17 protein-coding genes and 1 riboswitch are annotated in these 21,524 nt (G+C 44.0%); of the genes, 5 read left to right on the plus strand and 12 right to left on the minus strand.

Annotated elements, in window-relative coordinates; genetic code table 11:
• Positions 1 to 111 precede the first annotated feature (111 nt).
• A complete protein-coding gene (locus CH376_RS05550; RefSeq protein WP_100786905.1) occupies positions 112 to 1,440 on the plus strand; it encodes a sterol desaturase family protein in 1,329 nt (442 codons plus the stop codon).
• 403 nt (positions 1,441 to 1,843) lie between these two features.
• Here CH376_RS05550 and CH376_RS05560 read toward each other — a convergent pair whose 3' ends face one another.
• The 12 genes from CH376_RS05560 to CH376_RS05615 all read right to left on the minus strand — a co-directional run bounded on the left by CH376_RS05560 (position 1,844) and on the right by CH376_RS05615 (position 16,946).
• Positions 1,844 to 2,794, minus strand: a complete 951-nt coding sequence (locus CH376_RS05560; protein ID WP_100786907.1) for an alpha/beta fold hydrolase — start codon at positions 2,792 to 2,794, stop codon at positions 1,844 to 1,846.
• A 199-nt stretch (positions 2,795 to 2,993) separates the two neighbouring features.
• Complete coding sequence (locus tag CH376_RS05565; protein WP_100786958.1) at positions 2,994 to 3,314, minus strand: DUF1330 domain-containing protein; 321 nt, start codon at positions 3,312 to 3,314, stop codon at positions 2,994 to 2,996.
• Between the two features lie 87 nt (positions 3,315 to 3,401).
• The gene (locus CH376_RS05570) at positions 3,402 to 4,163 is read right to left on the minus strand and encodes a DUF1554 domain-containing protein (protein ID WP_100786908.1); all 762 of its coding nucleotides are present in this window, start codon (positions 4,161 to 4,163) and stop codon (positions 3,402 to 3,404) included.
• A 244-nt stretch (positions 4,164 to 4,407) separates the two neighbouring features.
• On the minus strand, positions 4,408 to 5,991 hold the full coding sequence (locus CH376_RS05575) for a methyl-accepting chemotaxis protein (RefSeq protein WP_100786909.1): 1,584 nt from the start codon (positions 5,989 to 5,991) through the stop codon (positions 4,408 to 4,410).
• Between the two features lie 157 nt (positions 5,992 to 6,148).
• A complete protein-coding gene (locus CH376_RS05580) occupies positions 6,149 to 7,291 on the minus strand; it encodes an Acg family FMN-binding oxidoreductase (RefSeq protein ID WP_100786910.1) in 1,143 nt (380 codons plus the stop codon).
• A gap of 115 nt (positions 7,292 to 7,406) precedes the next feature.
• Positions 7,407 to 7,772: a response regulator gene (locus tag CH376_RS05585; RefSeq protein ID WP_243394794.1), complete on the minus strand. Its 366-nt coding sequence runs from the start codon at positions 7,770 to 7,772 to the stop codon at positions 7,407 to 7,409.
• Positions 7,773 to 9,320: an MASE3 domain-containing protein gene (locus CH376_RS05590; protein WP_100786911.1), complete on the minus strand. Its 1,548-nt coding sequence runs from the start codon at positions 9,318 to 9,320 to the stop codon at positions 7,773 to 7,775.
• Between the two features lie 319 nt (positions 9,321 to 9,639).
• Complete coding sequence (locus CH376_RS05595; RefSeq protein WP_100787940.1) at positions 9,640 to 12,168, minus strand: ATP-binding protein; 2,529 nt, start codon at positions 12,166 to 12,168, stop codon at positions 9,640 to 9,642.
• A 222-nt stretch (positions 12,169 to 12,390) separates the two neighbouring features.
• Positions 12,391 to 12,732 carry a hypothetical protein gene (locus CH376_RS24545; RefSeq protein ID WP_100786913.1) on the minus strand — a complete coding sequence of 114 codons (342 nt, stop codon included), beginning with the start codon at positions 12,730 to 12,732 and terminating at the stop codon, positions 12,391 to 12,393.
• A complete protein-coding gene (locus tag CH376_RS05605) occupies positions 12,729 to 13,409 on the minus strand; it encodes a cation:proton antiporter domain-containing protein (protein ID WP_100786960.1) in 681 nt (226 codons plus the stop codon). The genes CH376_RS24545 and CH376_RS05605 overlap by 4 nt, the downstream gene beginning before the upstream one ends.
• Positions 13,410 to 13,649: 240 nt before the next feature.
• Positions 13,650 to 13,781, minus strand: a riboswitch (cyclic di-AMP (ydaO/yuaA leader).
• A 27-nt stretch (positions 13,782 to 13,808) separates the two neighbouring features.
• Positions 13,809 to 16,349 carry a cation-translocating P-type ATPase gene (locus tag CH376_RS05610; RefSeq protein ID WP_100786914.1) on the minus strand — a complete coding sequence of 847 codons (2,541 nt, stop codon included), beginning with the start codon at positions 16,347 to 16,349 and terminating at the stop codon, positions 13,809 to 13,811.
• Positions 16,350 to 16,505: 156 nt separating this feature from the next.
• The gene (locus CH376_RS05615) at positions 16,506 to 16,946 is read right to left on the minus strand and encodes an Hsp20/alpha crystallin family protein (protein ID WP_100786915.1); all 441 of its coding nucleotides are present in this window, start codon (positions 16,944 to 16,946) and stop codon (positions 16,506 to 16,508) included.
• Positions 16,947 to 17,193: 247 nt separating this feature from the next.
• Here CH376_RS05615 and CH376_RS05620 point away from each other — a divergent pair, with 247 nt between their 5' ends.
• From CH376_RS05620 to CH376_RS05635, 4 genes are all read left to right on the plus strand, one after another.
• Positions 17,194 to 19,152, plus strand: a complete 1,959-nt coding sequence (locus tag CH376_RS05620; RefSeq protein ID WP_100786916.1) for a PAS domain S-box protein — start codon at positions 17,194 to 17,196, stop codon at positions 19,150 to 19,152.
• A gap of 1 nt (position 19,153) precedes the next feature.
• Positions 19,154 to 19,888 carry a LytR/AlgR family response regulator transcription factor gene (locus CH376_RS05625; RefSeq protein ID WP_100786917.1) on the plus strand — a complete coding sequence of 245 codons (735 nt, stop codon included), beginning with the start codon at positions 19,154 to 19,156 and terminating at the stop codon, positions 19,886 to 19,888.
• Between the two features lie 203 nt (positions 19,889 to 20,091).
• A complete protein-coding gene (locus CH376_RS05630) occupies positions 20,092 to 20,778 on the plus strand; it encodes a Crp/Fnr family transcriptional regulator (protein WP_100786918.1) in 687 nt (228 codons plus the stop codon).
• 29 nt (positions 20,779 to 20,807) lie between these two features.
• A complete protein-coding gene (locus tag CH376_RS05635) occupies positions 20,808 to 21,461 on the plus strand; it encodes a dienelactone hydrolase (protein WP_125231964.1) in 654 nt (217 codons plus the stop codon).
• The last annotated feature ends 63 nt before the right edge of the window (positions 21,462 to 21,524 follow it).

The raw sequence follows: 21,524 nt of genomic DNA on the forward strand, positions 1-21,524 counted from the left end.
TAAGAATATTATAGAATTCTGCAATGATCGACTTATTTTTCAGAATCTACTCGAATCATTTTGGATTGTCGGATCGGGGAAAGTAGATTAGCTTAGGTCGGGTAAACCGAGATGGAACGCAATTTAGTGATTTTATTCATCCCTTTTTTATTTCTGTTTATCGGAATTGAAATCGTATTCTCTCGTGTTCGCAATTTGAAACTCTATCGTTTTAGCGATTCGCTTAACAATTTTGCGACGGGTATCTCCAACCAAATTTTTATCATCGTCTTTCATTCGATAACGATCGCAGGCTATCTCTGGATCTACTATCACTGGAGAATTTTCGACCTCCCCGCTTGGCCGGACGAATCCGTATGGCGGATGTCTTCTCCGGATTTTCTCGGTATTCCAGCTTCTTATCGTTCCGCGGGAATCGTAGTGTTGACTTGGGTCTTCTGTTTGTTCTTTTACGAATTGGCGTATTATTGGAACCACAGATTGAGTCACGAGGTGAACTTTCTATGGGCGGGTCATATCGTTCATCATCAAAGCGAAGAATACAATCTGGGGGTCGCGTTTCGCCAGGCGAGTTTCCGCGGACTTTTCACTTGGGTGTTTTATCTTCCTCTTGCCATCATCGGATTTCCGCCGATAGTGATGGGGTTAGTCGCTCAGCTGAGTCTGATCTATCAATTTTTGATTCATGTACGGTGGATCCGAAAATTGCCGAGCTGGTTCGAAGCGGTTTTTAACACGCCTTCGCATCATCGAGTTCATCACGGAATCAATCCAAAGTATATCAATAAGAATTACGGGGGAATGTTTATCTTTTTCGATAAATGGTTTTGTACTTTCGAGCCGGAAGCTGAGGAGCCGGTCTACGGAATCACGACTCGGCTCGACAGTTTCAATCCGTTTTGGGCCAATCTGCACTATTGGTTCGCGATGTTTGAACTTGGAAAGGGTTGCAAGGATTGGAAGGATCGGATTAGAATTCTTTTCGCCGCTCCCGGATGGATGCCGAAAACGTTTTCGGAAACGGAAAATAAAACGAAATCGTACAATGAGACATTCGAAAAATATGATGTACCTTTGCCGAAGGGCTTGATGATATATTCCGCTTTTTGGTCCTGCGTAACTTTGTTCGGATCTTTTTCGGCCCTTTGGCTCGCTTCCGATATTCCGATCGTGATTTTGGACACGATCTTTTTTATGAGCATCCTATCCTTTGTTTGTATCGGAGGGATCTGCGATCTTAGAAAATGGGTTCTTTATCTGGAGCCGATCCGTCTTTGTTATCTCGGTTATATGAGTTTCGTCATACTGGAGAGATCTTCGATCGTCTATCCTTTGCTTGGTTTTTTTTCGGTCTCTTGGGTCTGGCTTTTGGTTCACCGGGAATATTTCGGAGTCGGAAAAGAGGGGATCGTGGAAAACGAATTGTTGAAAGAAAATTGATTCTATTTCTTGAATTCGACACGAACGGAGCGTTGCGGATTCTGCGGGTCGATCCGAAGGAAGCCTTTGTAGAGTCCATCCTTCCGCATAAAGGAAATAAAATATTCATTTTTTATGGTATTTGATTCTATGGAATAAATCCGCAGACCTTGTTTTCGGGTTTCGACCATAGGAAGACCGTCGATTTTCGGGAGATCCACGACGAGGGGCGATTTTCCGAAACCTCTGTTTTCCCGTCCGTCGAGGATTTCGCCGATTTCACGGTAAAATAAAAATTCGAATCGGATCTTTTCATTCTCCTTAAAGATGAGAACTTCCGAAAAGATTCCGCTTATTTCCCTATCGTCCTTTTGGGAAGCAAGACAAAAGGATAGACTTAAGATCAGAAAAGAAAGACAAACCTTCAACGAATGAATTCCTGAACGACGGGAACGGTTTCTTCGGGATTTTCCTCCTGAGGCGTATGTCCGAGATTTTCGAAAAAGACGAGTCGACTTCCCGCGATGTCCCTATGGAATTTTTCCGCGTTGATCGGGGGTTGGAGGCGGTCTTTTTTCCCCCAGAGAATCAAAGTGGGAATCTTCAGTTCTACAATACGATTTTCTAATATTCCGGATTCTGAAATTAGTTTTCTCTGGAATTGTCCCAGCGCCTTTCGGTTTCCTTCCCTCAAAGCCAATTCAAAAAAACGATCTATCTTTTCCTCGGTGACTCGGGAAGGATCTCCGTACGTGTTTTTCACGCTCGCTTCCACCAATTTTCTCGGAAGAATGTTGTTGATCAGGACGTTGAGGACGGGGATTCTCGCGATCTTAAACGCGATCGGAACCGAAAGAGATTCGATCTTATAACCGCCCGCGTCCAAAAGGATCAGCTTCTGAAATCGTTTCGGTTGTTCCAACGCCGTGCGCCATGCCACATTTCCTCCGAAAGAACTTCCGATTAAAATCGCGCGTTTGATTTGAAGGCGATCTAGGATCGCAAGAACGAACTCGATGTATCGTTGCAAGGAATAGTCTTGGTCTAAAGCGGGGCCCGTTAAACCGAAACCGGGTAAATCGAAGCGGATCACTCTGCGAGATGCTTTGAGTTTTTCCGACCAACCGTCCCAGGTGTGTAGAGAGGACGCGCCTCCGTGAATGAGCACAAGAGGAATCGGATCGTCCTTAGGACCTTCGTCCCTCAGATGGACCTTGAGTCCGTTGACTTCGATAAAGACGGAAGGTTGTTGCGCCCATCGCGTTTGCAGTTCTTCGACGGTCTTATCCGATTCCCAAGTAAAAACGATTAGGAGAAGAATCGCGGACGACAAAGAAGCGAAAATTCCCAGTAAGATTCTTTTGATCAGTTTCAAATTTTTACCCGTATATATCCCTGGATCTGAAATTCTTATCCGGATTGTTAAACGAATTGAGCGAGTTCCTTTGATGATAAAAAAAACGGATCGGTTCTTCCGTCAATTCTTCCCGTTGTCCAGTCCTTGCGACGATTTTTGATACCGCTCGTTTTCCGCGTGGATCTCTTGAAATAACTTACATAAAAAGAGAGGAATATCAACCCGGGATTTCCGCGATTTTGTTTGCGTCCTCTCCGCAAACGAGAACGAACTCGCTTTGAGATCCTTTGAGTCTGCTTTCCAAATAGGGTTTGTATTCTTCCGAATCGTAAAACTTCTGAGCCGCTTCTTTGGAAGGCCATTCTATGAGAAGAAACAATTGTGGAAGTTTTCTTTCTCCTTCCATCTTCTCCATATTTCCGGTTCGCGCCAGATATTTGCCGCCGTTTTTCTCCACCATCTTGGTTACGTTTCGAACATACGCCGGAATCCACCGAACGCTGGTTATGTTGATTTCGGCGACTGAATAGTATTTCATCGGTTTCATTCCATCCTTTTGTGTTGAGGAAAATTCTTTTCGATTCTTTTAAAAGTCAAGAGGTTAAGGTTCGAAACGTCCGCTTTCTCATTGTCGAACGCAATAGATTCCGTGTTGTGTATCACAAGTGGTCCCCGAGAAATACCCGCGATCGATGAAATACGTCGAGAATTCAACGGGATCTCCTATGGATCCGTATGTCGTTCCGACCGCGTCGCTTGTCCAATTAAAACATGTTCTCGCGTCTCCAGGCAGCCAAGTCCCTTGAGAACCGGGAGTATCGATTCTGATTCCCGTGAATGTGTAGGTGTTAGGCGGGCTAGCTCCGTCCACGATGATAGGATTGACGAGTGTCGCCGAATACATCGCTTGAGAATCGGTTGTGAACGTGAGGGCGCTTTCGCTCGGATTCAGTGTGCTCTTCTTTATATTCAGATATTTTGTGTTCGGATACAAGACCCAATTCTTCGTTAGATTTCTGGCGCCCGATTCGTCCATGATCATCGCTTTGTATTCGCCCGGACTTCCGAACGAAGAAGGCAGTAGCGCCGCGGCATTTTGACAAAGTGCGTCCGCTCCCGCGACGCCTCCTATCGCGCCGTTCGTAAGAACCCCTGCGATGTTGTAGAGTTCGAAGATATAACAAGGCCCTTTGTTCGCGCTGCATGTAGAAAGGTTATTCGGTTGCGAATTGGAATCCGCGTTTGAAAAACGGGAAGGTTCGATGAGAGCGACCAAAGGATTTTTGAGCGCGTCCGTAGACATCCGCTCCGCTTCGTTACACGAAATGAAGAAGAAAAGAACGGTTGAAATCGATACGATTCCGTTGATAAGTTCGCTCTTTCTCATTTGCGTTTCGACCGTGAAGTTTCAGGCTTCATTTATCAAAACAAATTCATAAATTATAATTACACAAAAAAACGGGGAAATGAGATTCGGGAGACCGAAAACGGAATGAACGACGATTATTTAAGAATAAAATTCCGTTAGTCGCAATCACCGTTCAATCGTTCTCCGTCTTCGATTATAAATCTGCATCGGGTTACATACGATTCGGATCTGATTTAGAAAGAACCGTGTTTCGCCGGTTCATCTATTCTTTGTTTGTGAGTTCCCTCGATTGAACGTCCAATTCTAAGATTATCCCCGAAAGATTCTCGCTTTTTTCGGTGAGAGATTCCATAGAAGCCTGAAGGCCGTTGATGGAATTTACGATCGCTCTCAAGCCCATCCTTTGTTCTTTGGAAGCGAGTTCTATTTCGGAAGAAAGAGATTTCAAATAATCTAAATTAGAAAAGAATTGCGAGTTTATGGACGTTTGTTCGCGGAAGAGTTGCGTAAATTCCTCGAAATGTGATACGAATTCTTGAAAAAGTGAATCCTGTTCTTTAAAGCGATCAACGGTGATCTCAGCGGACTTTTGTCCCGAAGAAACGTGGTTCGTAGAGTTCTTGATGATATTGGAGATAAGACCGGCGTTGCGTGCGCTGCTTTCCGCAAGTTTGGAAACTTCTTGAGCGACGACTGCAAAACCCTTTCCCGCGCTTCCGGCTCTCGCCGCCTCGATCGAAGCGTTCAAGGAAAGAAGGTTGGTGCGATCGGCAACTTCGGACATGATTTGATTTACGTCACTCACGCTTCTAAAGGAATCTCCTAACGCGAATAAGGAATGGGAAAGCTCGTTTACGAAACCGCTTACGGTTGAACCGGCCGTTCTTACTTTTTCCAAACTCTGGTTGAGGTGGCGGTTGAAAGAAGTGATCCGTTCGATGATCGTTCTGAGATTTTGACTATGCATGACTAAGTTTTCTATGTTCTGAAATTGATTTTGCACGGTTTCCGCTGAACTTTCGGTTTGAGATTGAAATTCCTCCATTGTAGAGCTGATTTCTTCGAAAGAAGAAGCGTGATCCGAAACGACATTCCTAAAATCGTTCATGAAGTCTTTTAGGTTTTGGGAAGAATTCCTCAAATAGCCGGCCGATTCCCGCATCTTGACCGTCTTTTCGTTCATTATCTTTTGCGAATGTTCCAATTCTTTTTGTCTTCGCTCCGAATTCTGGACCAGCTTTAAAAAGAGGCTCACTAAAAAACGAACGATCATGGAAGCGGTGAACAAAAAAATGATCTTCATCGCCTGTTCCGATAAGGAAGCGTAACCCGCGGAAGCCGCCAGCGCCGGATCGTCCACCATCTGCAAACCGTATCGGGCCGCGACGATGACAACAATGGTTTGAGTTACCGAAGTAACCGATCCCATGATCAAAACGAATCTGGGAGACAAAAGAAGTCCTGAACAGATGATGTAGAGATAACAGATTCCGTAAAAAATTTGTCCTTTTACGATGACGCCGGAATTCTGAGGAATGTCCGCCGCGACGATGATCATCGTCGAAAAAAGACTGAGCACGTCCAGGATCATAAACAGCTGACTTTGTTTTTGAGAAATCTTGCCGTGAACTTTGATCTTGTAAAAACTATATAAAGCGTAAAGCAACATGCCGGTCACGCCCAGAAGATAAAAAGTGTTTTGAGCGACGGTGCTTCGTTGCCAGGAAGCTATTATGGAAACGTAAAATAGGACGATTAAGATCAATCGGATCCAGTTGATATACGCGGGACCGGAGGCTATGATCTCTCGGTCCGTCAAATGGGTTTTGGAATCTCTTGAAAGCATTCTGCTTTTTACATTGGTGCGCTTCCGGCTCAATGTAATTTTGCTTCCTTTTGAAATCGAAAATTTTAACTTATAAGGTGCCGGATGCGCAAAGAAACATCGGGAATCCGCTTATAAATTTTTAATAAATTATTTCCTTTTTGCGGTCGATTCGGCTTTATAATACGACTTGGTCTAAGGGACGCCGGGGAGAATTGGGCATCGGCTGAGAATACCCGAATCGGACGAGAAGCTGCGGAAATTCTTTTCCGATGCCAAGATACTCGGCAAGTTGAGATCGAAGTCCGGGAAGTTCCGCGGGTTGATTCATAAAGGCGGATTTGACGTTCAAGGAAGTGGCGAGTAACGTCCATTGTTCGAACGCGCGTCCGACTTCTATCCAGGATTCTCTGTCGTTTTTCCGGGAAGTGAATACGACCATGCCCGAAGAACTTCGGATTAATTTTTCATCGGAGTCTCCTTGGCTTTTGCCGCTTACGACCGCATCCATAAGAATCTCGCCGATCCAACGTGGAACGGATGGATTGCCGGTGCATCGAGTCGCTAAACCGTCTCCCCTTGCGATCGCTTCCGATTCGTTAAACCGAATCCACTCCTTGAGTTCTTTGTAATATTCCGGATTTGAGATCTGAATACGATCGCCTTCCTTCACGTATTCGATCAGAGGTTCGATCCTTTTTTTGTCGGTTAGCACGAAGCGTTGGATCGTTTTCGCTTTCCGGGCCTCGTCCAGTCGATTCAATTCGAACGAGGATAAACTTTTGCCGTCGTATTCGTTACGCGTGGATTGTCTGAGAGGGATCGCACGAAAGAGGGTTTCATTTTTTTTGGATATTCCTTTTTTAAGAATCACTTGAATACATTCTTTCTCCTCCCTTGCCGGGAAATATTCAACTTCCGGAATGTATCCCGCCTGTTCGGAGGCGATCAGCAGATTTTCGAGCGCACAACCTAAGCTGATATAAAGTTCCCGATCGTCCGGATCGACCGCCGGGAGTCTCCGGTTAAAATCGGGGAATATGCGGATGGTGTTTTCTTTTAGGGAGAATTTCCACGGTTGAGAGTTGTGTCCCGAAGGAGCCAATGTCGCATAACGTATTAAATCCAACATCTTCCCGTTTCGATCCGAAAGATCGGGGAAAGATTTTGTTCTAATCCGATCGATTTCCGCGCCGTAATCGGCTCCGCCGCAGCCGGGCAAGAAGGAGTTCAGAGTCATTCCGGCGCCGAGAAGGGCAGCCTTTGAAAGAAATTCTTTTCGAGAGAAACGATCGTGAATCGCGGAACGGCGTCTTTCCATTCTTACTTACTCCTTTCGAAAAACGAAGATTCTCGTTTTAAAGAACGTGAATCCTTTCAATTCGGTTTATAGGAAGCGATAAACCGAAGAACTCTTCAAGCAAAAATGCAGGTTCTTAGAGTTTAGATTCGATAATTTCTTTGATCTGATTGATTTCTACGGGTTTGATCAGATAACCTAAGGGATCGATACTCTGCGCTTTTTCCTTGGTTTCTTTATCCGTATAACCGGTCACGAAAATGACGGGAATCGATTGAGACGAGCGGATCTGTTTCGCGGCTCCAATTCCGTCGATCGCGCCTCCTAGATTGATATCCATAAGAATGACGTCCGGAGGATTGTTCTTAACGCTGTCGATCGCGCTTTGCCCCGTGGACACGTGTTCGGTAATCTTATAACCGACCCGTTTTAATTCTTTTTGCATGAGTAGGGCCGTTAAAAATTCGTCTTCGACGATAAGAATTTTGATCTCAGGTTTCATTCATACCCGCGGAGAGTAGAGGTCGTTTTTGAATTCGAGCGTAAAAGAAAAGTTGGGCTGATTGCAAACGGAAATTTTTCCGTGAAGTTGTCCTTCTCCGATCCCGTAGATTAATTTCATCCCGAGCTTATCGATTTTTTTCGGATCCGTAGAATTTGAAATCCCGACTCCGTTATCCGAATATTGAAACAAAGTATGTCCCGAATCCCGTTTATGAATTTGAATCCGAACGAGCGCCGCGGCAGGATCCGGGAACGCGTGTTTTATAGAATTAGAAATCAGCTCCAAAAGAATCAGACCGAAAGGAATCGCGATGTCAAGCAGAACCTGTTGATCCTCGATTTCGCACTGAATTCTTAAATCCTTTGAAATTTCCTGATTTCGCATTAAAATATATCGTATCAGTTTATCGATATATTCCCTCAATGAAATACTGGAAAGATCGTTGGACTCGAATAAAATCTGATGGACGATCGATATCGTTTGGATTCTTTCTTCGGTCTTGCTTACGAGTTCGTCGATGTCCTTGTTTCTAAGATAATTCTCCGCTTGAAGATTGAGCATGCTGCGGATCAACTGCATCGTATTATTCGATCTATGGTAGAGTTCCCGAATCAGGATTCCCTTTTCGTTCAGGGATTGTATGAGTTTCTTTTTGGAATTCTGATGCTCTTCGATCTCGTTCTCGAGTCTTTTGTTGATGAGAAGAAGGGAATCGTAAGGCTCGTTTACCGAAGTAATAAAGATGCTTTTGTAGATCAAATAGAACGAAACGATCTTATAAGTGTGTCCGAGCACGCTGAACGTATCGAAAACGTTAGTGTAAACGGTCATTGAAAAATCGCAGAAAATAAAAAGAATAAGACCTGCGAGTAGATATTTTATATTCGTATCCTTGGAATCCGCGTATAATTTAGAATAAATGGCAAAGGAAATGATATTTAAGAATATAATGAAATACTCAAGATTTATCTTGAGTGGAGTGAGGCCTTTCCCTTGTACGTAGGTTTCGGGGAGCGCCTCCTGGTGAAAACTTACTGTGTAAAGCGCCGTGAACGCGAGAGAAAGCGAAAGGAACAAAAGCCAAAAGCTGTTGATGCGGAGGGATTGTTTTCTCGAATAGAAAAATGCGCTGAATAAAAGTCCGGACGCGGTCGCCATTCTCGCAAGGATCCAAAATTGCGTGGATTTGTTGGGAGTGTTGGGAGTGATCAGATCGGACATTCCCAAATAGGCGAGTGCGTGCATAAAATCGAATAGAGCGACGGTTAAAAAGGAAACCGAGATAAAAAGAGAATGGTAGTTTCGGGTTCGTTTGTAAGTAAGCCAACCCAAGCCGAAAATAGAAACGGAAACTGTAATGCTGAAAACTTCCGCGATATTGTGAAAGACTAGATAGTCGTTAGAAGGGATGTCGTAGTTTAAAAGGAGCGGAATATTTTGAACAAGTAGAATGGGAAGATAGGCGAGAAGGATCAATCCTAAAAACGGAAAAAGAAGCTTTTTTAGGGAAGTTGAATGCGGAGGATTCGGAATATTTTCGATCATTGTTTTTAACTTGTTTGCGAACGTATCGGGCGTTATTCGAAATTAAACAAAGAATTAAGGTTTTGTTTCGAGGTCACGACGGAATTCGTTTATCAATTTAGAAATAAATTTACTAAAACAAAAAAAATAAACGGATGCTCGCGTTTGTCAGTAATAAATTCGAACCTTTCCCTTTCCTTCAATCGACGAAATAATTATCAAAAATTGATTCGAAAGAATTCCGGTCCGATCTTGATTTCGAAGCGGGATTGAAAAAAACCTGACCCGATATTCGCGGATGGCCGCCGATCAAGCGGGTCACTTAGGTGACACGGCGGCCTTATCTTTTGGGAAGGATCAACCAATCGTAAATCAGCTGCTCGATGTCTTTTCTATAATATGGTTTTGCCAAAAATCCCGACATACCCGCGTTCCTGCACTTAGTCTTATCTTCCTGTAAAACGTCCGCGGTGACCGCAATGATGGCCGGTTTTTTTTCAATCTTCGGATCGTTCAGGATCCATTCCGAAGCGGTGATTCCGTCGAGATTGGGCATGTTGATGTCCATAAAGATCAGATCGAATTTCGTCTTTTTGGTTTTTTCGACGGCTTCCAAACCGTCTTTCGCGATCTCGTGAGATATATTTAATTTTTTTAATATTCCTGATAAAAGAAATACGTTCGTGTAATCGTCTTCCGCGATGAGAATTTTTGCGTTGGAAGGAAGCGCCGAGAGATCCACTTCCTCGACGGCTTTGGGGATTTCCCCCGTTTTTTCTTCGGTTAACAAAATGGTAAATTCAAATGTGGAGCCGCCTCTGTCGTTTCGAAACGCTCGAATCGTTCCCTGCATGAGCTCAACCAATTTTTTCGAAATCGCAAGTCCAAGTCCCGTTCCTCCGTATCGTCGCGAAATGCTCGAGTCCAATTGGAAAAATTTCTGAAAGAGCAGATTGATTTTTTCGTTCGGAATTCCAATTCCCGTATCCGCGACTTGAACTTTGTAGCGGATGAGACGTTCTTGTTCCGAAGTTTGGGAATTGAGGATCACTTCTATCTTTCCGGAATCGGTGAACTTGATCGCATTTGAAAGAAGATTGGAAAGGATCTGCTTGATCCGGTGTTCGTCGCCCGTGGCGGAATCTATAAAGTCCGGTGAATAGACTACGTTCAATTCCAGGCCTTTCTGTTCGACTTGATACCGAAAGATTCCCTGCATTTCTTCGAGAATCAATTTCCAGGAGATCGTTCCGATCTCGAGTTCTATTTTATCGGCTTCTAATTTAGAATAATCTAAAATATCGTTGATGATTTTAAAAAGGGTTTCGCCGCTGCTCTGGATAAGGCTTCGAATATGTTCCTGATTTTGATCGAGAGGGGTCGCCTTGAATTGTTCAATCAGGCCGATGATTCCGTTCAAGGGCGTTCGGATCTCGTGACTCATCGTCGCAAGAAACTGAGACTTCACTTTGTTTGCGAGTTCTGCTTCGTTTCTCGCTTTTACAAGCTCCTGAGTTCTCAGCAGAACTTGAGTTTCCAAATTCGTATTCTGTAATTCTTTCAACTCCAGAAGTTCCCTGTGAGTTTGCAGATTTTCGTTCAGAGTAGATTCTAACTCCAAAGCGAGCTGCTCGGATCTCTGAATCGCGCGAGTGAGTTTTTTAGCCAGAACGCTCGCTTGCAGAAGAATAAAAAGAATCACTCCGATGTTGGAGAAATATCCAGTTGAAAGATAGCCTAACGTGAATAGGATATCGTTGACGACAGTCGCCGAAAAAACTATGTAAGCGATCAAGATCACGAGCGCGCCCTCTCGATTCTTTTTGGACGCTTTGATCATGTAAGGTATGAGGCCGATCGGAAGAAGCGCGATGAGAGCGAATTCTATCTCCGAAAATCTTGTAAAAACGTTTACGGGAAGAACAAGAGCGAGGATAAAAATGGAAAATACTCCGATCGTCGGATAGATAAATTTGGGCGAAACTTCGGCCGGGAAGAGGGATTTGATAAACATACACATGGAAATGCAGATCGACATGACCACGAAGTAGATAAGCCGAATATAAAAATCGAAATCTATATTAGGGAAAAATAATACGATGCTGTGGTGTTCCGCACTCAGTTGTCTGATCGACATCAAGATGCAAAAAAGTGCGAAGTAAAGATATTCTTTCGATCGGGTTCTAAAAAGAAAGATCATAAGATGATAAAGTCCGATCAGACAAATGGATGAAAAACTCGCGACCTCCGCGAGAAGATGTCTTACCTGCGAATTTCGTATCTGGTTCCATTCTCCTAAATACAAAGGCCGCCAAAAACCGTGATTCTCGTGATTGAAATTGGCGATCCAGACAACGATCGTGACCTCGTCTTTTTTGAGGTCCAGTTTGACTCGATCGGGTTTGATCGCAGGAACCGTACTTTCATAGTCGGATCCCACTTGTCCGATTCGTACCACCGATTCTTGATTTACGAATATTTCGAACGCGGAAAGAATCTCCGTCCAACTGAGCCCGTAGGATCCTTGAAACGATTTCGGAAGTTTGATTTTGATCCGATAGGTCGCCTTTCCAAAAGGCGAAAGTTTTTTTCCCGGAATCTGATAAAACTTCCAATAAGAAGGAACCGCCTGATATCCGTCGCAGTGTTCTTTCCAAAAAGTATCCTCGGCGTTCGGAGGGATCAATCGGTCCCAGCAGAATTCCCAGTCTCCTTTTAGGTTGAGAATTCCATCGTTCGGGTTCCAAGCGGAGAGATCCGCACGGCCGTTCTGAACTGGAAGGGGTTGATTTTCAAAATCCTTACAAGAAGAATAAAAAAGAAAAGTCAGAGCGATCGGGAGGAGTAATTTAAAATTACTGAAATACATTTTATTGATTCGGAAATTACGGTTTAGACATTCTCGTTCCGATGTCGAATATCATAAATATTAAAGTCGATCCTTCTATATCGTATCGCAAAGTAACGGAAATAAGAAGCCGTTTTTTAAAAAATTCTAATATACTCGAAACTTAGGAACGGTCGTGAAAAATCGCCAAACGATGTAAAGTCGGTTGGCGATTTGTAAGACGGATCTATTGATTCAATTCTTTCATTTTCTAAGAATTAAAACGCTGGGTAGTTGTTGCTGAAATAGGCTGGTATTTTCGATTTCGACGTAAAATCCGAGACTTAAAATCACCAGATCGTAGTCGCTCCAATTTTCTCCGTAGATCAAAGAGCGTTCTTTCGCTTGTATATGCAGGTTTGGATACGTTTTGTGCTCGTTTATTTTTCGCAGCCATTCCGGAAGGACTCTTCCGGCCCAAAGAACCGTCACGTCTATTTCGGGAATTTTGGAAATATTTTCTTGATAAAAATCCAAAAATTGATCTTCGGCTCCGGAAACAAAAAATAGAATTTTGTTCAACTTAGTAAATTTTCGATCGATCAATATCCCCACCGGAATTTTGGAACTTTCGATGATGGTGAGAACTTTACCGGCGACTTCCTTATGAGAAAAGAGGGTTTGCGATCTTCCCAAAAGAATGAGCGAAGGATTGAGATTCTGAATTTGACTAAAAATCTCCAGCTTTGACCGACTAACTTCGCCGCGACGGAACTTCCGAAAAATTTTCCCACTACCGCAACGACTGCGTCATGCGCCTTTTTACCCAGAATTTTTACGTCCAGTTCCATTCCCACTAGAAACAAAAATAGGAAAAGGCCGATCTGACTGAGAGCCTGGATACTTTTGAGTGAATCCTTCGGAAATAGAAATGAAGAATATTCGGGTAGAACCCAACCCAAAAAGGAAGGACCTAAGACGATCCCTGCGATGATCTCTCCTATCACCATCGGTTGTCTGAAAAGACTCACCGCCCAACCGAAAGTTCTTGCGACGATCAGGATCACTAACAACTGCAAGATGAGTAGCGCGATCGGGTGTTTCAGATTTTTCGCCAAATCGGAACCCCATACCGCGAACGAAAACGAACCCGTGTGAAACCCCGAGTTTTCAATTCCGACTTCCAACGTCCTTCCGTGACCTAAAATCCAGCAGATTCCGAAGCCGAAGACGAAGAGAAAACCGACGTAAACCAAAACGTTTCTAAAAGAGCCTAATTTCATACCGATTCCATCCATATTCAAGTTTGGATCTTGGACCGATTCCTACAAAAATGTCCCGCTCCGTTTTATTTTAAACGAAGGGCATACGGAATCGAAACGACTAATCGTTGTTAGTCGAACAATCCGTTTTTAAGGACAAGTTCGATTCTTCCTTTCTAACTCCAGGAGCAGAAGAGGATCGAGAAACGAGTCTCCAAAATCTATGTTGAGTCGGGAAGAGTCCGGAAATGAAATTTCCATCTGTCTTCTCTCCAGGCCTGCGAAGTTAGCTGACGGGCTAGGAATGAGAGATATCCTTTGCATCCGAGATGCAATTCGCCCCAAAATTGGTTCCTCCGCTCCGGATGACTCCGGACTAGGCAGACTCAAGAACTTAGGAAGACGGAACTTATTTTTGAGTCAAGAATTATCTTTGATCTTTTTCGATTCCCATATAAGACTTACGAAAAGACCGAGCGCGACGGAAGAAAGAATGTCTGCGAAAGAAATTCTTATAAATCCGAAAATATGAGTCAGCAGATCGACTTGAAAAATCAACGTTAGTATCAGAACGGTAGAACCGCAGATCCAAAATAGAATCGAGTTCGATCCGGAAAGAACCTTGTAAAAAGGCAGATCCTTCGAAATATGAATCAAGATCATCCCCAGATTGGAAGAGATCAGACAAAGAAACGCCATGGATCGAATTTTTTCGAACGACCAATGTTCGTGTTTTCCCCAGAAAGAAAGCCCGACTAGAACGAGAAAAATCAATCCGCCTCTTAACAAACTAACCGACGCGTTGCGAAAGCTGATCAGGCTTTCCTTTCCTTTGCGTGGGGGAGACGCGTAGATATGTTTTTCAGCGTCCACTCCTTCGAAAACAAGAGTACATGCAGGATCTATAATCAATTCCAAAAGTAATACGTGAGCCGGAAAAAAATAAAGGGGATCCCCGGTAAGAACGGGGAGGAGCGACATTCCGATGATCGGAATATGCACCGAGATGATATACGAAACGCTCTTTTGGATGTTTTCATAGATCCTCCTTCCGAGCATAACCGCTTTGACGATAGAGGAGAAGTTATCGTCTAACAAGACTAAGTCGGACGCTTCCCTTGCGACGTCGGTTCCTCTTTTCCCCATCGAAATTCCGATATGCGCCGCGTGTAGGGCCAAAGTATCGTTGACCCCGTCGCCCGTCATCGCAACCGTTTCACCCTTTCGCTGAAGACAACGCACGATCTTTAACTTTTGGTGCGGTCTGATTCTGCAGAAGATACGAACGTGATCGAGTCGCGATAAGAGTTCGTCTTCGGAAAGGGCTTCCAACTCGTCTCCGCCGAGTACCGTTTCCGAACGATCAAATCCGATCTGATCTGCGATGGACTTGGCGGTTCCGGCGTGATCTCCCGTGATCATAACAACTTTGATTCCCGCACGTTTGCATTCCAAGACCGAAGTCGGAACGGATTCTCGGATCGGATCTTCCAAAAGAACTAACCCCAAAAAATCAAAACTAAGATCGTGTTGATCGTCCGGGATTCCCCGGGTTTTAGTCTTCGACTTTGCGACCCCCAAAATTCTAAAACCCCGGGAAGAATATTTTTCGACGACCGCCTCCCATTCGTTTAACAATTCTTGAGGAAAATGACAGAGGTCGAAGATCGCTTCCGGCGCGCCTTTCGCGCCGACGAAAAGAACATCTTCGTTTTCCCGAGAAAGCCAAGCGTAACTCAGAGCCATCAGCTTCGGGGAAAGAGGATATTCTTTTTTTAATTCCCAGTCAAAGTGGATGTGTTCCGTTCCGGAAAGAAAAGTTACGCCCAAATCTTGAATGGCCTTTTCCATCGGGTCGTAGGGATCCTTTTTGGATGCGAGCAGAGCGAATTCCAGAAGAGAATGAAATTTTTCGGGTATTTCCAAAAGTTTGGAATTGCATTCCAGAAATTCCCCTTCGCAATAAAGTCCCCGTACTTTCATATTGTTTTCGGTGAGAGTCCCGGTTTTGTCCACGCAGAGTACGGTAGAGGCGCCTAACGTTTCAATGGCGCTTAGGTTTTTCGTAAGAACTCCGATCTTAGAAATTCTCCAGGCGCCCAGGGAAAAGAATACGCTCAAAACGACCGGGATTTCCTCGGGCAAAACCGCCATTGAAAAAGTAAGACCCGCGAGAAAAGCCTCCAGCCAACGACCGTGACGCAATCCGAGACCGACAACGAGAAACACGCAAAGAATTCCGGCAAACAACGAAAAGGCGATCGTAAACCGTTTGATTTCTGTTTGCAGCGGACTCGATGACTGAGAAATCGTCTGTAATTCTTTTCCGATCTTTCCGATCTCCGTGGAATCTCCGGTAGCCGTGACTTGAAACATTCCTTCTCCGGCGACGACTGTACTTCCCGCAAAAACAAGGGATTTGGTATTTGCAGAATTTTGAATATTCTTTTCGGAGTCCGTTTTAGATTCTTTGGGAATACTTACAGACTCTCCCGTTAAAAGGGATTCGTCGACGTTTAGGTTTAAGGAGAATATCAAAAAACCGTCCGCGGAAATCCGATCTCCTTCCTGGAGAATGATCACGTCGTCAGGAACCACTTCTCTGGAAGGAAGGATCGAAATCTTTCCGTCTCGGATCACCCTCGCCTTGAGCGGCGCGAGTTCTTTCAGGGAAGCGAGCGCGTTTTGGGATTTATTATTCTGATAGATCGTGATGGAGATGACGGCGACGACCGCGATCGACAACATCCCCGCTTCTTCCAGGTTTCCGAGAACGGCGTATAAGATTCCGCAGAGGATGAGCAGAGACAACATCGGTTCCGTAACTACGGAAAGAATCAATTTCCAAAAGGATTCTTTTTGGCTGCTGAGTTCGTTCGGGCCGAAACGTTCGAGTCTTTTGAAGGCTTCTTCGGAGTTCAGGCCCTTTGACGAATATTTTTCGAAGGAGGGATCGGTCATGAATCGTATTTGTTGATTTAGAATTTTATAATTTAGTAAAAGTTAGCGCTCAATCTCGAGACTCGTAGTCAGGATGGAATTACATCCGCGGATTGGAACAAAAAAACTACGCCCTCGAAATGAATTTGAGGGCGTTACGACGTGGCGCTCGAGGATTTACTGAACTCCGATTTTAACTGGATTTGCCTTTGGAGCGCCTTCTTTTTTTGGGAGCGCTAATTTAAGAACCCCGTTCTCATACTTCGCGGTGATCTTGGAACGATCGACCGTATCCGGTAAAGTAAAGGAACGACTGAAGGAGGAATAGTTGTATTCTCTTTTGCTGTATTGTTTGTCGTCTTCTTTGGTTTCGGATTCTTTTTCGGCGCTGATCGTAAGCAGTTCTCCGTCGATGTCTATGTTAAAATCTTTTTTCTCAAGACCCGGAGCCGCAAAATCCAGTTCGTATCCGTTCGGATTTCTTTTAACGTTTACCGCGGGAACGTGAGTGACCCATTCGTTGTGAAACAAATCGGTCCACTCGGGCCAATTGCGGAAAAAATGATCGAACCCGGCAAGGCTCTGGGATCGTTGCGGATGTTTTGTGATCTGATTCATACAATTCTCCTTTAGCGTATTTGCTTCCTTTCTTTATAAGATTTTTCTCGAAAAGGTCAAGGGGGCTCTGGGGAGAACGTCAAAAATCAAAGCCAAACGGTAAATCTACAGGGAGTTTTGCGGAGAATTAAAACCGGGAAATCGCTGGAGTAAAAATGGAAGGATAAAAAATTGGAATTCAGTTTACAGAAAATCGGCTCTGAAATAATTCTTATCCCTTAAGTTATGAATCAAAAAGAAAGCGTATATGGGATCGATTGTCGATAATTCGGATCCTCATTCTGAATTTATAAATAGAGAGGGAGGAGAGGTTCAAATCATATTACAGATTTTGGATCTCTTTTCAAAAGTAATCTCCGGTAAAATCCACGCGGAAATAGCTCTTTCAAAGGTCTTGGAGAAAATCGCTTCTTTGAACGATTGGACCAGGGCGGAAATCTGGATGATCGACGACGCGTCCAAATCCTTTTATCTCAAATCCGCATATAGAGCGAACCAAAAAATCGAAGAGTCTTTTGTCAAAGATTCCGAAACGATTTCGGTCCCTGCCTCCGAAGGCTTTCTGCTTCGGTTACTCGGGGAATCGAGAAGCGTTTGGAGCAACGATCCGAGCGATGAAATCCGCTACGAACACGTTAGTCGTTCTCAAGATCCGATCGTAAAGACCGTTTTTGGGGTTCCGATTCCGATTCAAAAAAAGAATTCCGGAGCGCTCATACTTTATTCCGACAGAATCAGGACGCCGGAAGAAGAGAAGTCCGTTTTGTCGATCGAGAACATCGTTTATCAATTAGAATCTCTCCTCTTCGAAAAAGTCGAAGTCCCGTTTGGGCAGAGCCATGAAAATCGAATCGGTCAGGTTCTTGAAAATATGCCGGTTATGTTTTTTTCGGTGGACCAAGAGTTCCGTATTCTTTCGTGGAATCACGAATGCGAAAACGTGACCGGATATGCGAAAGTAGAAGTCATCGGCAAAGATCGCTTTTTTAAGGAGCGATTTTTAGGACTTCAAAATTTCGGAAATTCTTCCGAGTTCTATCATCAAAACGTAGATTCCGATTTTAAAAACTGGGAATGGGAAATCACATCGAAGGCGGGGAAAACAAAAACGATCGCGATGTCCAACATATCCACCGAGTTTCCGATCGCGGGATGGAAACACTGGTTCGTAGGAGTCGACGTTACTCTCACCAAAGAAGTCGAAAAGAATCTGAAAAGTTCCCTCAAAGAGTTATCCGATTTTCACACGGCTCTGAACGCTGTCTCGATCGTCGCGATCACCGACAAACTGGGTAATATCATCTACGTAAATCAGAATTTCTGCAATATCAGCGGCTATTCCAAGAACGAACTCTTGGGAAGAAATCATAGAATCATCAATTCAGGTTATCACCCGAAAGAATTTTTTATAGAACTTTGGAAGACGATATCCAAAGGAAAAATATGGAAAGGCGAAATCAAAAATAAATCCAAGGACGGTAAGTTCTATTGGGTGGACACTACGATTTCTCCTATTCTCGACGAAAACGGCAAACCGCATCAGTATCTTGCGATTCGGAACGATATCACGGAAAGAAAAGAAACGGAGGAAAAGGCGAGGTTGGCCGAGAATAATCTCAAAACGCTTCAGGATAGAATGAGTCCTCATTTTTTATTCAACACGTTAAGCATCATTCATTCCTATCTGCAGACGAATTCGGAACTTGCGGACTCCGCTATTTTGATGCTCGCGGATAATTACAGATTTCTAATAGACAACGCGCAAAGAGCGCTCATCCCTTTCGACGTAGAATGGGAGTTTATGGAGAATTATATGAAACTTCTCAAACTCAGATTCTCCGACTTTTTGGATATCGAGGTGGTAAAAAAAGGCGACTTCAGCAAGTGTCAACTTCCGCCTCTCACTCTGCAGCCGATCGTCGAAAATTCTTACTTACACGGAATCCGAAACCGAAAAGGCGGAGGAAAAATTTCGGTCGAGGCGACGATCGAAGGGAATCGTACTCGGATACGAATCCGAGACAACGGAAAAGGAATCGATAAGACCGAGAATTTTTATTCAAGGACCTTGCACAATATCTCCGAACGTTTGAAATTTTATCTTTACGAATCCGAAGTGAAAATCGAGAATCACGCGGACGGCGGAACGTTAGTGACCGTTGATTTTGATACGCCAAAAAACGAACAGTTGGGAAAATTAAACTGAAATGGCAAACCCGAATAAAGAATGGAAAGCGATCATCGTCGAAGACGAAGCGCCCACAAGAGAATTACTCGTCAACTTTTGTCTCTCTCGACCTGAATTAAAACTTTGTAAAGTAGCGAAAGACGGAGAGGAGGCGTTTCAATTCCTTCAGGAAGAATCCTTCGACTTGGCCTTTTTGGACATCAATCTTCCCGTAATGTCCGGATTGGAAGTCCTTGAAAAATTGGAAAATCCTCCTTACGTGATTTTTGTCACCGCCTTTCGAGACAAAGCGATCGACGCGTTCGAGTTGGGCGCGCTGGATTATCTATTAAAACCGTTTTCAAAAGATCGTTTTTACAAAGCGGTCGATCGCGCGGTCGAGTTTCTCCAAAATAAAAAAAGTCAAAGTTCCGGAAACGCATTCAACGAACACGGATTATTCATTTTAGAGAAGGAAAATTATTTCTTAATTCCCTATACCGACATCATCTACATCGCGTCCCGCGACAATTTCAGCGTGATCCACACAGAAGAAAGGGAATACATCACTTACAAATCCCTGAAGAGCCTGGAGGCAAAACTTCCTTCCAATCAATTTCTCCGGATTTATAAACAATACATCATCAATCTTCAAAAACTTTCGCATCTCCAGAGCGATACGATGGGGAACTACGTCGTCTATCTCAAGGACGAAGATGAAACCCAACTTCCGGTGGGCCGGAAGTATATCGCCAAGATCAAGGAACTTCTTTGATTTCGGCGGAGACGCCGTAAAATTCTTTCAATTGGCGATTTGGAGGCGTTTTTCGATTTTTAGAGTTTCGGAAAATTTTAGAATTTAACCCTCTCAATCCGCAGAAAACCCCCGCAATCCGCCGCATATCCCCTCGGTCATTGACGGCTTCCTCAAACTCCTATATAACATTCTCAGCAAGAATGGAAAGGATTAGGAAGAATATGAGCGCACTGACAGTATCCAAACGTGTTTCCGAAGAGAATCAAGTCTCAGGCAAAAAAAAACGTCTCGAGTTGGTTCCGAAGTATGAATTGACCGATTCACAAAATACGAAACGTTTTGAAAAGAACGCGCTTCTTTTTTCGGAAGGAGATTCTTCGAACGGATTTTACATCGTACGCAAAGGTTACGTTCGTTCCTTTCGGCATTCCAAAGCGAACGACAAACAGCAAACATTCAAAATTCATTATCCTGGAAGTTGGGTCGGTTTCAGGGACGCGGTGATGGGCGGAACCTATCTTCACAACGCGATCGCTCTGGAAGACACGGAGGTTCAATTCGTATCCCAATTCGAAATTCAAGAATTGCTACATACAAACCGCGAGTTCAGCGACATGGCCTTCGACAAAATGACGAAAGAATGCGTCGAAGCGGAGAACAAAATCTATTCGATGGGAATCCGTCACACTCACGCGAAATTATCCGAGTTCCTTTTGGAAAGAATGAAGGAAGTAGGAGTGGAAATAGAACTTCCGTTTACGAGAGACGTTCTCGCTTCGATCATCGGCGCCACCACCGAAACTCTGGTGAGAGCTTTATCCGATTTTAAATGCAGGGGTTGGATCGAGATCGAAAAGAGAAAAATTATCATCAGAAACGAAGCTGCGTTGACGAGCCTTCTGGATTGATTCGAAAGCCGATCAAAAAAAGAAACAAAATGGGCAAAAGGCATTTTAGCAAAACCGTGAGTTTTCCGGTAAATCAAGTGGAACTCAGAGGAGACATCGTCGTCCCCGAGGGCGCGGATTTGCTCGTGATTCACATACTCGAAGAAGAACATTCCCGTTTTGCGGATCGGCTCAGTAAACTTTCCAACGCGCTCAACGGAAAAAAAATCGCCACGTTCTTTCTTCACGGACTTTTGACCGAAAAAGAAAGTCAAATCTCCATCAATCGCTTGGACGAGGAACTCCTCTGCGATCGCCTAATCTCTGTTACTGAATGGTTAAAAAGTCACGAACTGACAAAGGATATGAAATTCGGATTTGTCGGACTATCGGTTTATGCGGATAGATTTTTGAGAGCCGGTTTGAGATTGAAGAATCAGATCGAAAGTTTCGTCTTTATCGGGGAAATCCCGCCGTTGAATATAGTGTTCTGCGAAGTCCCCATTTTGAATATCATCGGCGCCTTAAATTCGAAAGGAGTCGATTCCAATAAAACAACGTTTATGAAAATCGAATCCCCGCAAAAGAAAATCACCGTGATCGAAGGTTCTCCGAGCCATTTTGAAGATCCTCAGAAATGGAATCAAGTGACCAAAACGGCGATCGACTGGTTTTCGGACCCTCAGTCGAGAGTGCACGCTTAGAATTATATTATAATAAAATAATATACTAGAAATTCCGAAGGGTTCGATTTCCGAATTCGAAAC

The organism is Leptospira adleri (genome assembly GCF_002811985.1).
Taxonomy (GTDB): domain Bacteria; phylum Spirochaetota; class Leptospiria; order Leptospirales; family Leptospiraceae; genus Leptospira; species Leptospira adleri.

Coding starts and splice junctions, on each gene's coding strand:
- CH376_RS05550 (WP_100786905.1), top strand. CDS start 112: ATGGAACGCAATTTAGTGATTTTATTCATCCCTTTTTTATTTCTGTTT.
- CH376_RS05565 (WP_100786958.1), bottom strand. CDS start 3,314: ATGAAATACTATTCAGTCGCCGAAATCAACATAACCAGCGTTCGGTGG.
- CH376_RS05570 (WP_100786908.1), bottom strand. CDS start 4,163: ATGAGAAAGAGCGAACTTATCAACGGAATCGTATCGATTTCAACCGTT.
- CH376_RS05575 (WP_100786909.1), bottom strand. CDS start 5,991: ATGCTTTCAAGAGATTCCAAAACCCATTTGACGGACCGAGAGATCATA.
- CH376_RS05580 (WP_100786910.1), bottom strand. CDS start 7,291: ATGGAAAGACGCCGTTCCGCGATTCACGATCGTTTCTCTCGAAAAGAA.
- CH376_RS05585 (WP_243394794.1), bottom strand. CDS start 7,772: ATGAAACCTGAGATCAAAATTCTTATCGTCGAAGACGAATTTTTAACG.
- CH376_RS05590 (WP_100786911.1), bottom strand. CDS start 9,320: ATGATCGAAAATATTCCGAATCCTCCGCATTCAACTTCCCTAAAAAAG.
- CH376_RS05595 (WP_100787940.1), bottom strand. CDS start 12,168: ATGTATTTCAGTAATTTTAAATTACTCCTCCCGATCGCTCTGACTTTT.
- CH376_RS05605 (WP_100786960.1), bottom strand. CDS start 13,409: ATGAAATTAGGCTCTTTTAGAAACGTTTTGGTTTACGTCGGTTTTCTC.
- CH376_RS05610 (WP_100786914.1), bottom strand. CDS start 16,349: ATGACCGATCCCTCCTTCGAAAAATATTCGTCAAAGGGCCTGAACTCC.
- CH376_RS05615 (WP_100786915.1), bottom strand. CDS start 16,946: ATGAATCAGATCACAAAACATCCGCAACGATCCCAGAGCCTTGCCGGG.
- CH376_RS05620 (WP_100786916.1), top strand. CDS start 17,194: ATGGGATCGATTGTCGATAATTCGGATCCTCATTCTGAATTTATAAAT.
- CH376_RS05625 (WP_100786917.1), top strand. CDS start 19,154: ATGGCAAACCCGAATAAAGAATGGAAAGCGATCATCGTCGAAGACGAA.
- CH376_RS05630 (WP_100786918.1), top strand. CDS start 20,092: ATGAGCGCACTGACAGTATCCAAACGTGTTTCCGAAGAGAATCAAGTC.
- CH376_RS05635 (WP_125231964.1), top strand. CDS start 20,808: ATGGGCAAAAGGCATTTTAGCAAAACCGTGAGTTTTCCGGTAAATCAA.